This is a genomic window from Pseudomonas sp. R3-41 (assembly GCF_054161485.1).
This window is the reverse complement of sequence record NZ_CP096421.1, coordinates 3,525,698-3,540,042: the sequence shown is the minus strand read 5'-3', so window position 1 is coordinate 3,540,042 and position 14,345 is coordinate 3,525,698. Positions and strand designations below refer to the sequence as shown.

Annotated in this window: 10 protein-coding genes; 1 reads left to right on the top strand and 9 read right to left on the bottom strand. The window is 60.3% G+C overall.

Features of this window, described 5'->3' with window-relative positions:
• Positions 1-6: 6 nt before the first annotated feature.
• The 9 genes from M1D99_RS15705 to tssB form a co-directional block, all read right to left on the bottom strand.
• Positions 7-780 carry a DUF4123 domain-containing protein gene (locus M1D99_RS15705; protein ID WP_434570074.1) on the bottom strand — a complete coding sequence of 258 codons (774 nt, stop codon included), beginning with the start codon at positions 778-780 and terminating at the stop codon, positions 7-9.
• Positions 777-3,173, bottom strand: a complete 2,397-nt coding sequence (locus M1D99_RS15700; RefSeq protein WP_434570072.1) for a type VI secretion system Vgr family protein — start codon at positions 3,171-3,173, stop codon at positions 777-779. The genes M1D99_RS15705 and M1D99_RS15700 overlap by 4 nt, the downstream gene beginning before the upstream one ends.
• Entirely contained in the window at positions 3,170-5,809 is a 2,640-nt protein-coding gene (tssH, locus tag M1D99_RS15695) for a type VI secretion system ATPase TssH (protein ID WP_434570070.1), read from the bottom strand. Before tssH ends, M1D99_RS15700 begins: the two co-directional genes overlap by 4 nt.
• 113 nt (positions 5,810-5,922) lie before the next feature.
• Entirely contained in the window at positions 5,923-6,414 is a 492-nt protein-coding gene (locus tag M1D99_RS15690; protein ID WP_434570068.1) for an Hcp family type VI secretion system effector, read from the bottom strand.
• A 21-nt stretch (positions 6,415-6,435) separates the two neighbouring features.
• Positions 6,436-8,151: an OmpA family protein gene (locus M1D99_RS15685; protein WP_434570066.1), complete on the bottom strand. Its 1,716-nt coding sequence runs from the start codon at positions 8,149-8,151 to the stop codon at positions 6,436-6,438.
• 7 nt (positions 8,152-8,158) lie between these two features.
• Positions 8,159-8,842 carry a type VI secretion system protein TssL, short form gene (gene tssL, locus M1D99_RS15680; RefSeq protein WP_458130410.1) on the bottom strand — a complete coding sequence of 228 codons (684 nt, stop codon included), beginning with the start codon at positions 8,840-8,842 and terminating at the stop codon, positions 8,159-8,161.
• The gene (gene tssK, locus M1D99_RS15675) at positions 8,839-10,194 is read right to left on the bottom strand and encodes a type VI secretion system baseplate subunit TssK (RefSeq protein ID WP_434570062.1); all 1,356 of its coding nucleotides are present in this window, start codon (positions 10,192-10,194) and stop codon (positions 8,839-8,841) included. Before tssK ends, tssL begins: the two co-directional genes overlap by 4 nt.
• 23 nt (positions 10,195-10,217) lie before the next feature.
• Positions 10,218-11,753: a type VI secretion system contractile sheath large subunit gene (gene tssC, locus M1D99_RS15670; RefSeq protein ID WP_434570060.1), complete on the bottom strand. Its 1,536-nt coding sequence runs from the start codon at positions 11,751-11,753 to the stop codon at positions 10,218-10,220.
• 48 nt (positions 11,754-11,801) lie between these two features.
• Positions 11,802-12,293 (bottom strand): type VI secretion system contractile sheath small subunit, encoded by a 492-nt coding sequence (tssB, locus tag M1D99_RS15665; protein WP_434570058.1) that lies wholly within the window; start codon positions 12,291-12,293, stop codon positions 11,802-11,804.
• A 1,128-nt stretch (positions 12,294-13,421) separates the two neighbouring features.
• On the opposite strand from tssB, the gene M1D99_RS15660 reads away from it, so the two are divergent.
• The gene (locus M1D99_RS15660; RefSeq protein ID WP_458130409.1) at positions 13,422-14,186 is read left to right on the top strand and encodes a substrate-binding periplasmic protein; all 765 of its coding nucleotides are present in this window, start codon (positions 13,422-13,424) and stop codon (positions 14,184-14,186) included.
• Positions 14,187-14,345 lie beyond the last annotated feature (159 nt).

The following is a 14,345-nucleotide window of genomic DNA, read 5'->3' as shown; positions in this document are numbered from 1 at the left end:
GACCCATCATTCAGGCGCCAGCAATCGTTCAAGAACAAAAGCCTCACGCTCGGGCCCCAGAAGCAATCCCGCTTCGGTGGCCGCGAGCATCGCGGCGTAACACTGTTGAAAATATTCTTCCGCACCCCAATGCGGCGCACGTGCGGCAAGCAGCTTGCTCGTTGCCAAGGTCGCGTCACTGGCACAGCCAAGAACCTCCAACTGGTCGTCGCTAAGGTCCAAGAGGCAAAAGTCCTCGGGGTCCAAGGGCTCGCCCGGAACGCCAGGCAAATGCCCAGGCACGCCGTCACGATCCAGCCAACTCCAGAACACCGCCGGACGCAGCAACAGCTGCTGCTGTTCGGGTTCCAGCACATGGCTGAACAGCAGCGCAAACAGCCGCGGGTCGTAATAGCGCAGCAGCCCCGTGTAGCCACCGTTGGTCGCTTCCAGGCAGCGGCCGAGGTGTTCGGCCAATGCCAGAAACGGCCAGGGCGAGGCCAGCACCAGCAGTTGCGAACGACCGCGCGCCTCGTGCATCAGGCCACCCAGCCATTGCCGTTGCAGTGGCTGCGCCAGCTCGACACGCAGCAACAGCGGCGCGAGTTCGGCGGCGCCTTCCTCGGGCAGGCCGGTGAACAGCGAATGCCACTGCAACGGCGGCTCGACGCTGAGCACGCTGGGTAATATCGGGGCGTTGCTCGCGGCCTGATCCACGATGACGTCGAGATGGTTGATGCCGCCCTTGGCGCAAGACACCTCCAGCAAGTCGAGCCAGGCATGGCGTTGGATGGTTGTCATGCTGATACCTCCCTGGGCATGAATCCTTGAGCGGCGGCTTGGGCCCTTTTCAAACACTCCTTGCACACTGAACCGGGCAGCTCAGGCAGCGGGAACGTCTCGCTGCTTGGCCGGTTGAGCCTGTGCTTGCCTTTGATGCTGATCAGGCCAGGACCATGGATCTGGATTTCGCCTTGAGGCGTGATGCGGATATAGGCACCCCCACACCCCAGGGTGATCCCATTCTTGGCCGTCACCTGCACATGCCCCTGCACCGACTGCACGCTGATGTCCTGCTGGGCTTTCAAATCCAACACATCACCGTGGGATTCGATTTCCAACGGCCCCTTACCCGAAACCAGCCGCATGCCTTCCTGCTGGGCCAGCAGCGAAATCCCCTGGTTGGCATGGGCCGACAGACGTTTAGCGGCGGCGAGATTGATTTCGTCCTGGCTTTGCAGGTAGAACGCGTCACCGCTTTTGAGCAGCAGGCTGGCCGGGGTGACCGCGCCGATGCCCTTGGGGGCGCTGAGCAAAATGGCGGCGGCCTTGAGGTCTTTGGCGTCGGTCTGGAGTTGCTGCAAGCCGCCCAGGTCGGGCTTGCGGCTGTGATGGGCCTGGGCGATGTCTTGCCAGTCGGCCATCTGTTGTTTGGCGCCTTCGACCTGGGCGCTGGCCGGGTCCATGCTCAGGACGTCGCCCTTGGCCTTGACCTGTTCATCCGCACTGATAAACACCCCCTTGCCAGCACGAATCGCCCCCCAGCCATCCGTGCGCAACTCAAACCCTTCCCCCCGCTTCTTACGCTCGGCATCCACCAGATGCCCCAGGTTCAACTGGCTCTTGCCACTGTGCTCGGTGCTGAGCTTGACGTGCTCCTGCCCCCGCGTGTCGTCCATGCGCAACTTGTTGTTGGTCGGGGTGCGCAGCACGTTGCGGCGTTCGTTGCGGGCAGTGACCAGGTCTGGATGGCGGTCGTCGTGCAGGGCGTGGGCGATGTAGGGGCGGTCGGGGTCGCCTTGTTCGAAGGCGACGGCCACTTCGGTGCCGGCCTGCAGCGGAAAATGCAGGCCGTGGATATCGCCGCCATAGGGCCGGGCCAGGCGCAGCCAGGCGCTTGAGCGGGCGGATTCCCAGGTGTCGCGGTCGAACAGAAAGCGCACCTTGTAGCGGCCTTCGAAGTCGAGGTCGGCGTACGGCGGGTTGGTTTCCGGGTGGTTGATACGGGCGGGAATGGTGCCGCTGATGCGTGGCTTGGGCAGCAGCGCTGGGCGAAAGCACACAGTTTCCGAGTAGGGAATGGCCTGGAAGGTGGCGATGAAACTGCGGTCGCGGGCGGCTTCGGTGCGCAGGCCGACGATCACCGCGCCGGGGTCAAAGGCCTGGGGTGCGCCGCCGGTGATCTTGAGCAGTTGCGCCGGTGCCAGGGTGGCGCTGGTGGTGGTGCCGCTGAGGCGGACCTGGTCGTTGAGGTAGCGTTCGTGGCGCAGGCGGGCGTAGAAAAAACCGCTTTCGCTTTGCAGGTCTTCGTCCAGGGCGTAGCGCTCGCCCAGCACCGTGTAGGGTTCGCCGTAGTGATAGGCCTCGCCGTAGGTGCCTTTGGCGCCTCGGGTGTGGTCGACTTCGCCGTCCAGAAACGCGTAGGCCTCGCGGTGGTTATAGGCGCGAAAGTTGATGTTCTTTTCCACCACCTGGTGGGCCGTTTGCAGCTGCCAGACCGCGTCCTGTCCGTTGCTGGTCAAACCCGATGGAGGGCGACACGGCAACTTGACGCCGCGTTGGTAATGGCGCTGGTCGTCGTGAAATTCCACCACGTCGATGCCCAGGCGATCGTCGCTGACGATGCGATACCAGATGCCGACCTCGGCCAGCAGGCGCTCGATGAACGCCAGGTCGCTTTCGTCGTATTGCATGACCTGTTCGCGGCGAGGGTATTTGCGCACCACATTGAAATAAAAGTGCTGGCCGAGGAAATCGTGGCGCGTGCGCAGGATGTGTTCGACGATCTCCGGCACCGACTGGTACTGGTAGATGCGGAACTGTTTGCCCCGGTCCAGCAGCGCGAAACGTGGTTGCAGGGTGATTTCGTAGCGGGCTTCGTCGTGGGAACCGGACAGGCGCTTGAACTCGGTGACCGCACCGTGGAAGGTGCGCAGCGGCTTGATCACCGGGGGCTTGAAGCCCTTCGGTGTCGGCGGTGGCGGCATCGGGTACAGGCTGAAATGGGCGTCCCGCTTGAGCAGGTCGGTGGGGACCAGGTCGTGCTCGGTGCAGGTGAACTCGATGCGGTAATGGTAGGGGCGGCTCAGGTGCTCCTCGCCGACGAACGCCAGGACGTCGAGGCGGGCCTTGAGGTCGTAGACGCTGAGGGTGTGGCGGCTGTGGTCGAAGAAGGTGCGCACGGCGGTATTCATTGCGCGACCTCCGTGGCGGCGGCATCCGCAGCATCGACGAAGCGCAGGGTAATCCCCTCCTCCTGGCAATAACCCAGGTGCACTCCCCGCGTGCGCAACTGCGCTGCCCGACGTTGCAGCAGCTGTTGGCTCAGCACCGGCAGGATCTGTTCGTTGAGCAGGCTGTCGATGTTGCGCGCCCCGGTGTCGGGCAGCAGGCAGGCGGCGACCAGGGCCCGGTTGAGAGCGTCGTCGATCTGGCAGTCCAGACCGTAATGGCGCTGCAAACGCTTGGCGACCTGCCCCAGCTTGATCGCGACGATGCGTTGCAGGGCATCCTCTTGCAGGGGGCGGTAGATGAGAGTCTGGAAGCGTGCCAGCAAGGCCGGCTGGAAATGTTCACGCAGGATCGGTCGCATCAGTTCATGCAGCACGCTGTCCGGCGCGTCGGGTTGCGCCTGCAAGCAGGCCTGCAATGGGTCGCTGCCCAGGTTGGAGGTCATGAGGATGACGGTGTTGCGAAAATCGATCTCGCGCCCTTCCCCATCACGCATGAAGCCGCGATCGAAGACTTGGTAGAACAGATTGAGAACGTCGCGGTGGGCTTTTTCCACCTCGTCCAGCAGCACGACGCCATAGGGCCGCTGGCGCACGGCTTCGGTCAGCACCCCGCCCTGCCCATAGCCGACGTAACCCGGTGGCGAGCCTTTGAGTTGGCTGACGGTGTGGGCTTCCTGGTACTCGGAAAGGTTGAGGGTGATAAGGGATTTTTCGCCACCGAACAGGCTGTCGGCGAGGGCCAGGGCGGTTTCGGTCTTGCCGACCCCGCTGCTGCCCACCAACAGGAAAACACCCAAGGGCCCCTTGTCATCGGCAAGCCCGGCCTTGGCTGCACGCAGGCGCTGGGCCATTGCATTAAGTGCCGGGGCCTGGCCGATCACGCGCTCGCCCAGTTGCTGTTCCAGTTCCAGCAGGTTGGCTTGTTCATCCTTGAGCAGGCTGCCCAAGGGTACGCCGGTCCAATCGGCAATCACTTCAACCACGCTGCGTGCGTCGACGTCCAGGGACAACAGCGGTCGATTGCCTTGGATTGCATCCAGCTGTCGCTGCAACTGCCCGCACGTTTGCTGCTGCGATACTCCAGCCTCGCGGGCATCAAGCAGTTGCTGGGACAAATCGAGCACCTGCATGTATTCGCGCACCCGCTCAACTCGCTGATGTTCCAACTCAGTGTGTTGCGCCGCGATTTGCGCCAGGCGCTCCGTGTCAACGTTGCCGCTAAGGCCCTGGTCTTCTTCCAGCGCTTGGCGCTCCAGCTCCAGGGCAACCTGCCGCGCCTTGAGGCGGACCAAAGCCTGCGGCTCGCAATCCACGCTCATGCGCACCCGTGCGCTGGCCGTGTCCAGCAGGTCGACCGCCTTGTCCGGCAATTGGCGACCGGTGAGGTAGCGCCGCGACAGGCTGACGGCCGCCCGTACCGCCCCATCCTGGATGTGCACGCCATGATGGCTGGCGTAGCGTGCCTTGAGGCCGCGCAACATCAGGCAGGCGTTGGCGTCGTCCGGTTCGTCGACCTTGACCTTTTGGAAACGGCGCTCCAATGCCGCATCGCGTTCGAAGTATTGTTTGTATTCGCTCCAGGTGGTGGCGGCGATCGTGCGCAGTTCGCCACGGGCCAGTGCGGGCTTGAGCAGATTGGCCGCGTCGGTCCCGCCCGCCTGGTTGCCGGCGCCGATCAGCGTGTGGGCTTCGTCAATAAAAAGCAGGATCGGGGTTTCGGACTGCTGCACGGCTTCGATGACGTTCTTCAGCCGCTGTTCGAATTCACCCTTGACCCCGGCTCCGGCTTGCAGCAAGCCAAGGTCCAGCGCCCGCACGCTGACCGACTTGAGGCTGTCGGGCACGTCGCCCTGGGCAATGCGTAGCGCCAAGCCTTCCACCAGCGCGGTTTTACCCACGCCCGGTTCGCCGACCAGGATCGGGTTGTTCTTGCGTCGACGGCTGAGGATGTCGATGACTTGGCGTATTTCATCGTCGCGACCGAACACCGGGTCAATCTGCCCTTCCTGCGCCCGGGCGGTCAGGTCCTGGGTGAATCTGTCCAGCAGCGCCTGCCGTGCATCGGGTTTGGCACTCTCGGGGACGGCAGTGGGCTCGCACATCGCGACGTGCTCTTGCACTTCGGGACGCTCTTCGGAGGTTTGATCCAGCAAGGCAAATAAACGCTGCAATTGGGTCTCGCTGAGGCTGAGCAATGGCCAGGCCTCTACGCAAACCAGCAGTTCGGGCGCGTCCATCAGCGCCCCCAATAGATGCGCGGAACGCAGCCGGTCGTTGTCGTCATCCAGCGAAGCACGCAACCAGGCATTCCTGATCAGTTCCTGCAACGGCTCCGACAACTGCGGCTTGCCTTGTACGCTGCGCGGCAGGCTGTCGAGGTGGTTGAGCAGGCCGCACCACAGCGCCTCCAGGTCCCACGCGTAACGGCGCGCGATGACGGTCAGGTCGCCCTCGCCCTGCCCCAGCAACTTGAGCAACCAGTGCTCGATGGTGATATGTCCGTGGGCACGGCTTTGACACAGCGACGCCGCGTCACTCAGTGCCTGGGCGCAGTAGGGATTCAGACGACGAAGCAAACGAGTGGCGCTCTGTGCCATGAGGGGCGTCCTTGTGCGGGTTTCAGTGTTGGGGCAAGCGAGGATTGAGAGCAGATGTGCTTGGCTGAGCGCCCGCGAACGGACGCTCAACCCAACACACCGCTACTTACGTGTCAGGCGCTCTGGCGTTCGCTCCAGGCGTCGGAATGGATGATGTTGCCGTCCTTGTAGGTCCAGGTGACCTTCTCGTAGCGCAACTCGATCTCTTCCAGGTGATTGTGCTTTTCCTTGCCTGGGTCCTTGATGTCGTGCATTTTCGGCGCGACTTTCACCACCTTGACCTTTTCCAGGCGGGTGACGAAGTACACGACTTCCTGCCCGGCATCGTTAATGCGGTACCACTTGAATTCGGCACTCTCCAGGGTTTCCCCGCTCGTCACGGCCTTGTAGAGATAAGGGGTTGAAGCATCGATTTCCTTGGTAAACACAAACGGTGCATGCATCCGCGCACCGGTCAATTTTCCGGTGTTGTTATCCGTGGGGATCGCAAGGCTGTGGTCTTGGGCGAGCACCTCGATACTGCCCTCGCGCTCCTGCACATCGACCGATCCCTTGATGGCCTCGTTTGCGTCCTTGTGCAGCCAGAGATAAATGGGAATTGCCATGGGAAGCTCCTGTTTTTAACGTTAATAGTCGCGGGATGCGACTGGGGGTGGCGTGTCCGGACCTGCGGTGGGAAAGGCACAAGCCCCCACTTCAGGTACCAGACGGATATCGACACGACGATTGGCGGCGCGCCCTGCTTCGGTGTCATTACTGGCGATCGGCTGGCTGGCGCCGAACCCTTGCACCGCGAAGCAACTGTCAGGCAGGCCGCCCATGTGTTGCATCCAGTCATGCACGGCGGCAGCCCGGGCGCGGGACAGCCGCAGGTTCCGGGACTCATCGCCGGTGGCATCGGTGTGCCCGGCGATCACGATCAGCCAGCCGGGTTGGGCCTTGATACCGACCAATGCCTCGATCAGTACCTTGGTCGAGTCCGGCTTGAGTTGGGCGCTGCCCGGACTGAACAGCGAGAGGCTGTCCAGGCGTACCGGCCTGGGTGATTGCAGGGGCGTTGAAAGCGGCGGTTCGCGGTGATTGGTGAGCACCGCCCACAGCGGCGCGCGCCAGCGTTCGCCGCGATACAGGCCCAGGCCCAGCGACAGCGGCTCGCCGTGTCGGTAATACCTGTCCAGGCGTTGAGCTGCCTGACGGAGCACCAGCGCTGTGCCTTCACGCCGGATAACGGCCTGCTGATCACGTTGTTCCAACGCCGAGAGGGACGTGTAGCGATGCAGGTCATCACTGACTTGACGTGCCAACAAGGTGTTCTGCCACGCAGAATTGAACAACGCGAGTACGCCGGTCAGCGCGAACATCCACAAGCCGGCGACAGTGGCGCGCTGTGTCTGCAGGCGTTGGACGCGCCGTGGGATCAAGTTCAATACAGGGTCCGGGAACGGCAACCGGGCACCTGCCAATGCTTGCCTGTTGTCCTCCAGCGCTACTTTGTGGCGTAGCCATTGCCGCCACAAATTTTCTTCCACGAGTTGGGGCAACGCCCGTACCGGTTTGATAGCGCAAATAAATGCTGAGCCAACAACATCATCCAACCGCAAGTGTGGCAGGACCGCCTCATGCAGCCAGGCGGCAGCGCTGCGCAGTTGCACGACGGTGTGGACCCGTATGGCTTGCAACGACGAATCAACGGATTGCGACTGCCAGTCGGCCACACTGACGCAGGCGCCGGCATTACGGATCCGGGGACTGGGCTGACCGTTTGCCCAACAGAACCAGGGATCTTCGCCTTGCGATGTCTGTAGATAGCTCACCAGCACCAGCGGTAGTGCGCCCCCGTAGTTTCGCGCCTGGGCGAATTGGTAGCGGAAGGCGCGCAGGTGCCCGGCCAGGACGCCAGGCTCTGCGTGCGAGCCGGAATTGACGACCAGCATCACGCTGAGTTGGCTGCCCCAATCCGGGCGCAAGGCCAGGATGCTTTCGGTGACGGTCGGTAACTGTTCCAGTTCCGACACTCGGATGTAGCACCCTTGGGCACTCACGCGCAGGGCCGTTTGCTCTAATGGAATGGTGCCGAACAAAGCCTCCTGGTCATCGCCGCAAACCAGTACGACCGGTCGACGAAATGAAGCCGCGGGCAAGGACGCGTTTGCGGCCAGGCCCGCCGATCCAAGCCGGCGCGCAACGCGGCGGCTGGACAGTATCCAGCCCAACCAAACACAGCCCACCACCACCAGCATCGCGACGACGCGTGCCCAGGTGGCAAGCGCAATGATGAGGATTAAGGCGAGCGCAAGCGTGCCCGCCCACAGCCAGAGAACTCGTTGCAGTTTGAGCGTCATTTGCGCCTCACGCCCTATCGGGCAAAAGTGAGGCGATCACGCCGTTCAACAGATGGTCCATTGCCCACCAGACCCCAGCGAACAACAGGACAATCGCCAGGGTATGCATCAAGGGCGAACCGAACCGACGCAGTCTTTCGATCAGCTCGCCACCAGCCCCCTGCGTAGTCAGGCGTTGATTGAGCGCCAAGGGCGCCACCTGTGCGTTGAAGGCGGCCAGAATCTGCTCGCGCTCCGGATCGGATGGATCCTGGTAACGCCCCCGGAAACCGAGCGTCAGTATCCGTTGAAACGCGGTCAGCACCGCCTGGTCCGGCGCGGCTTCGCGCAACACCTCCCGCATATCCTCGTAAAGAAACTCACCCGCCTGGTGCCGATTGAAAAACCTCGCCTGCAATGGCTCCCTGGCCCAATCGGTACGTGCACCCTCTTTTGCGCAAGTGAGCACTGTCTCATCCAGCAGCGCGCATTGGGCATGGTTGATGTGATCGATGCTACGCGGGCTCAACCCCGTCTGTTCGAGCCGTTGTCGAACTTGCTCGACCTGGGCCACGCAACGGTCTATCAATGCCTCGCTATCGAGTACCAAAGCGCCTTGGCGCAACTCGACCACCAGCAGGTAGGTGCCCTGCAGCAGGTCATCGATGTCCAGCGTCGTTGCGTTGTGTTTTTTCGAAGTGATCAGATTCATGTGCGCAGCACCGCAAACAGTTCAAGTTGCACATCCGCCAGCGTGCTGGGCACGTAGAAGGCACAGGTGCCCGTGGCTAACATGGCCTGTCCCTTGGGATGACCGAGGTCTAGGGCGAAGTACTGGTTCTCCAGGCGCAGAGGAATCGCCACCGGCACATGGCTGAGGGGTTTGAGTGGGATGCCGTCGAGTGCGGCGTTGATCAGGGCATCGACATCGTCCGGCGCACCGGCCTTGCACAGGCGTGGAAACTGATCCTGCAATTGCGCCGCCGGCAAGGGGCTGCGAACCGACAGGTAGAAGTCCGCACCGCCCGCTTCACGCAGGCGCTCATCGTTGAGCTTCACCTCCCAGCGATTGGTCCCCTTCTTCTCCAGTACCAAGGCAATGACCCGCGACGGCAGGCTGGCTTCCAGCAAGGTGGAGATGGTGCGTATCAGCGGTGAGAACACGGTTTCCAGGTGCTCATGCCGATAGTCGGGAATTTTGTCGATATCGTGTTCCAGCGAGAACGTCAGCAGGCTGCCGGCCAGCTTGATCAATTCCAGGTAGACCTGCTCGGGGGGCCGCTGCGGATATGCCTTGAGGTCCGCCAGCACCGGCTGGTAGGTATTCAAGGCATTGAGCAGCCAGAACAACGACACATCGGCCACGGCAAAATCGGCCATGCGCTGATTGCTTTCCCGCCGCATGCCCATCAGTCGCTGCCGCTTGGCGGACAACTGAGTCAGCAGGTTATCCAGCTGGGCCAGGAGCCTCGGATGCGCGGCAAAACTGAGCAGCGGCGGCACGTAGGCCGGATCGAGGCTCCACCCGTCCTGCCCGTCGCGCACCAGGCGCGCGATGGGGCAAGTCAGGTAATCGCCATTGTCGTCCCTGTCCAGGCGCAGACTCAGCACGTGCTCCAGTACGCCGATCGACTGCACTTCGTCGGCATAAAGATCCTGTACCGCTCGCCAGTCCTGGCGATACCGGGTCGGCCGATCAGCCCGGCCTTCCTGCAACAGGCAGTTGTTGCCGTTGGCCTGCTCCAAGGGCAAAGCCAGCAGCACGAGCGTTTGCTGGATGTCTTCAGGCAGCCGCCGTGCCAACTCCAGCCCCGGTGGCAGGCGATCCACCCTTTCGCTATCGAGCAGGGTTCCGTCGGGCATGCGCACACTCAGCCGGGTTGCCTTGAGCTTGCCCAGGCGCAATGCGTCCAGGTCAAACGCAACAGCCTTCACCCCCCACGGGTGTGCCAAGGCCAGGTGAGCAAGCTGTTCGTTGGCCCAGGCTTCCCAGCGCGCCTGCTGCTGGAACTGTTGCGCAGACAACAGGGTGCCGGATGTCCACAAGGGACGATCGATTTTCATGGCGTCGTTTCCTTGGGCGTGAGTCAGGCTTTTGCCTTGGGCATCTGCGAAACCAATGACAAATTGACGTCCATACCCTCGACTTGAAAGTGCGGCACCGCATACAACTTCACGCGGAAGAAACCGGGATTGTCTTCAATGTCTTCTACGGTCACTTTCGCGTCACGTAGCGGATGGGATGCCTGCAGGTCATCGCCCGGGTCGGTCATCTCGGTGACCAACCCGCCGATCCACTTATTGAGTTCCAACTCCAATAAACGACGGTCCTTGGTGGTGCCGATGTTTTCGCGCTGGATCAGTTTCAAATAATGGGCAATACGCGAAAGCAGGAAGATATAAGGCAGGCGTGCATTGATTCGGCTGTTGGCGGTGGCATCCGGCGTGTCGTATAACGCTGGTTTTTGCGCGGAGCTGGCGGAGAAGAAGCAGGCGTAGTCACGGTTCTTGTAATACGACAACGGAATGAAACCGAGATTGGCAAATTCGAATTCGCGGGTTTCCGGAATCATCACCTCCGAAGGAATCTTCACTTGGTTACCGGTACCCAGGTCGTACAAATGGATCGGCAAATCCGTAACCGCGCCGCCGGACTGCGGCCCACGAATCTGCACGCACCAGCCGTTGGCAATAAAGCTCTTGACCATGTTGGCAGCGAAGGCAAAAGACGCGTTGGTCCAAAGATACTTGTGGTGGTCCGGGCCCTTGACGCTCTCGATGTAGTTGAAGCTGCGCACGGGAATCGTATCCGGCCCATAGGGCAAACGACCCAACACCCGGGGCATGGTCAGGCCGATGTAGCGCGCGTCGTCACTTTCGCGAAATGCCTTCCACTTGATGTATTCGGCCCGATCGAAGTAGTTACCGATGTCCTTGATGGCCGCCACTTCCTCCATGGATTTCTTGCCAAAGAACGCCGGGCCCACCGAACCAATGAACGGCATGTGCGCCGCTGCCGACACTTTCGAGATGTTGCGCAGCAACGCGATGTCCCGTGGGCTGCGGTCGAACTCGTAATTGGAAATAGCCGCTGCAATCGGCTCGCCACCCGGCATATCGTATTCCCGGGTATAGGTATGCAGGTACAAACCGCTCTGGGCGATTTCGGGGGCGTCTTCAAAATCTCGCACCAGATCGTCCTTGCTGATGTCCAGCAATTCGATACGCACGTTCTGACGAAAATCTGTCTGCTCTATCAGTGACTTAATGCCACGCCAGGTTGATTCGACGCGTTGAAAGTCAGGATGATGCATCACCGCATCGAGTTGGCGACTGATCTGCATGTCCAGCGAAGCGATGTGTTCATCAAGCAGTACTTTGTCCAGTCGTTCTACTTTCTGCGACGACTGCTTGAGCAATTTCAAGAACACGCTGACAGCGGCAGTAACCCGCTCATCAGTCGAGGCCTCTGACAAAGCCTCGGCGTGCTGAAAAGTTTCAATATCTGCCAACGCTGCGACAGGGTTCAGATTGATCTTGCTGAAAAGCGCAGCGTAGACGCCATTATCTTCGGACAATACTGTAGCGCCGCGCGATTGCACGTTAGAACTCTCAACAGACATAGTTAATTTTCTCTTCTGGCTTGGCGATAACTTTAATTAGCGAACGATTTACGGCGCCAATGCCGCCAACTCGGCTCGCAACTCATCGCTGAGCGCATCATCCTTGAGGATGCGCTCCAATTCGTGACGAAAGGTCACGTTATCCAACAAGTTCGACTTCAGGTCGCGTAGCAGGTTGCGCATCGCCAACAGTGCGCGCAATTGCGGAATCTGCCGTGCTACCTGCTCCGGCTCGAAGTCCCTCATGCTTTGAAACTTCAATTCCACAGACACATCGGACTTATCATCAGCCAAGGTGTTATGCGTTTGAAGTTTCAGCTCTGGAGAAAACTCACCCAAGACGTTATCAAAGTTATTTTTGTTGATATCAATCTTGCCCCGTTCCGACAATGAACGATGTTCCTTGCCGTTACTGTAATCGCCCATCACCATCAATTTTAGTGGCAACTCGACTTGTTTCTGCGCACCACCGGTGTGCAAGTCGAGTTTGATGTTGACCCGGGCCTTGGGCACCTCGTTTTGGAAACTGTTTGAAGTCATGTCCTTTGCTCCTTGGTTTCAACGGCCATTGCCGCACCTGAGACGGCTCATGCACCGTCTATTTGATCTTGCTCCCACCGCCGATATAGCCCGCTTGCCCGCTCGCCCTCCCCAGTCGCCAGCCACACCTCACTGATACTCAACAAACGCGCCAGCTGCTCCACCCGTAACCGAGGTACGCCTCGTCTTTTCCAGTAGCACAAACATTGAGGGGTTATACGCAGTACCTCGGCAAAACCCGAGGCAGGGATGCCGTACTCCTTCAGCACGCCACTCAGGCGTTGTGCGCAAGCTCGTCGGAGGCTGGGCTGCGGATTACTTTGTTTCCACCAAGCGTCGACCATCGTTATTGCCCTGCTTCCTGCTCGTAGATTTAGTACGACTGTAAGCGACCCGGTAGAGAGCCAGATAGGTTTAAAGTGGGTGGCCGTCGTTAAAAAAGAAGAAGCCTACAATGAGCAAGTAGGACGCTTACAGACACCGCCTACAACGGCGCTCATCCATGCGAATGCATGGTCGAGCCCTCGGATATGTAGGAAAGAAACTACAGATACAAAACCAAATACAATGAAACGTTGTTTGCGATCTCATTCTGGGAACCGATAACAAAAGACAAAGTTCAAGATATTGCTGAACGAATGTTTTATACCGCCAAATACACGCACAGATACACGCCGCCAAGCACTGGAATTTCGGGACCTTTACACCGCGCCGATGACGTTCGTCAGCCGCTGCTCGAATTCCCCCTTGGCCTCAGGACCGGCTTGCAGCTACCTCGCCACAGCGCCCTCGTCAGAGGTAACGGACCCGCTCCTCCGTTACTTGAGCGGTTTGCCGATAAATAATCCGGGCAGGCAGTCCAACCATCCGCCTGGGCATTCAGGGCCTTTGGATCAACCACCGTGATCCGGCATCAAGTTGCAAGACTCAAGGCTTTTGTCGACGCAATGATCTATACCTTCAGATACACGCAGTCAGGCCAATGCAACAGACGGGCGTGTCCAGACAAAACGACTGTGGCGAACCCGCTTTGGGTGCACCGCATCACATAAAACTGGCCTGCAACACGCTGTTTCCGGCGCCGCCCCGTAGAATGCGCCCCACCGTCCAATGCCTGAAGTACCGACCATGAGCCTCAGCAAACGCGTTTTGAATGTTCCCACCAAGGCGCTATCCAGGCTTTGTCTATTGATACCGTTGCTGGTCGTGCACAACGCCGGCGCTGAAGCCTTGGAAATTGAACTGCACATTCTCGACGCACCGCCGCTGACGTTCGTCAACGATCCCAGGGGCTACGGCATCGTGGGCGATGTCGCAGCGGCAGCGATGACCAAGGCTGGCTACACGGTAAAGATCCATGTGCTTCCCTGGGCCCGGGCGCAGAAACATGTCAGTGAAGAGCATGACCACCTGATCGCGCCTCTTTCGCGCATTCCCACCCGAGAGGATCATTTCACCTGGATCGCCTCGATCATGCCCATGGAGCGCGCCTTTTTCAGCCTTGAACGACGGGTGAGCAGCTTCGCCCAGGCCAAGGAAACCTACCGCAAGATCGGCGTCGGCCTGGGCAGTGCACAGGAAGATATCCTGCGCACCGAAGGCTTCAGCGATGAACAGATCTACCCGCTGGCCATTGGCGACAATCCCGCCCAGATGCTGTTGATGGGGCGTATCGATGCCTGGTTCAACGGCGTGCCGGAGAGTCGATACATCTGGCCGAAGGTGTCCAAGCGCAAACTGCTCATGAGCAAGGTCGGCAGCAGCGCCGACCTTTACCTGGCCTGTTCGAAGCAATGCTCGCCAGAAATGGTCGAGCATTTGCGCGAAGCGGTTGAAGCGCTTCGCGCGGATGGGACCGTCAAGCGTGTCCATGACCTGTATCTGCCGCATTAGGCTTGAGTCAAGCTCACCCGGCGGCCATCAATAAGTTTGATCACAAGAAAGCAAAGCCCGCTCGTGGGCAACCCACTCACTCAAGACTTGCCGAAACCAATGTGAGAGCGAGCCTGCTCGCGAAAGCGGTGGGTCCGTTGGCGGTGATGTCGGCTGGAC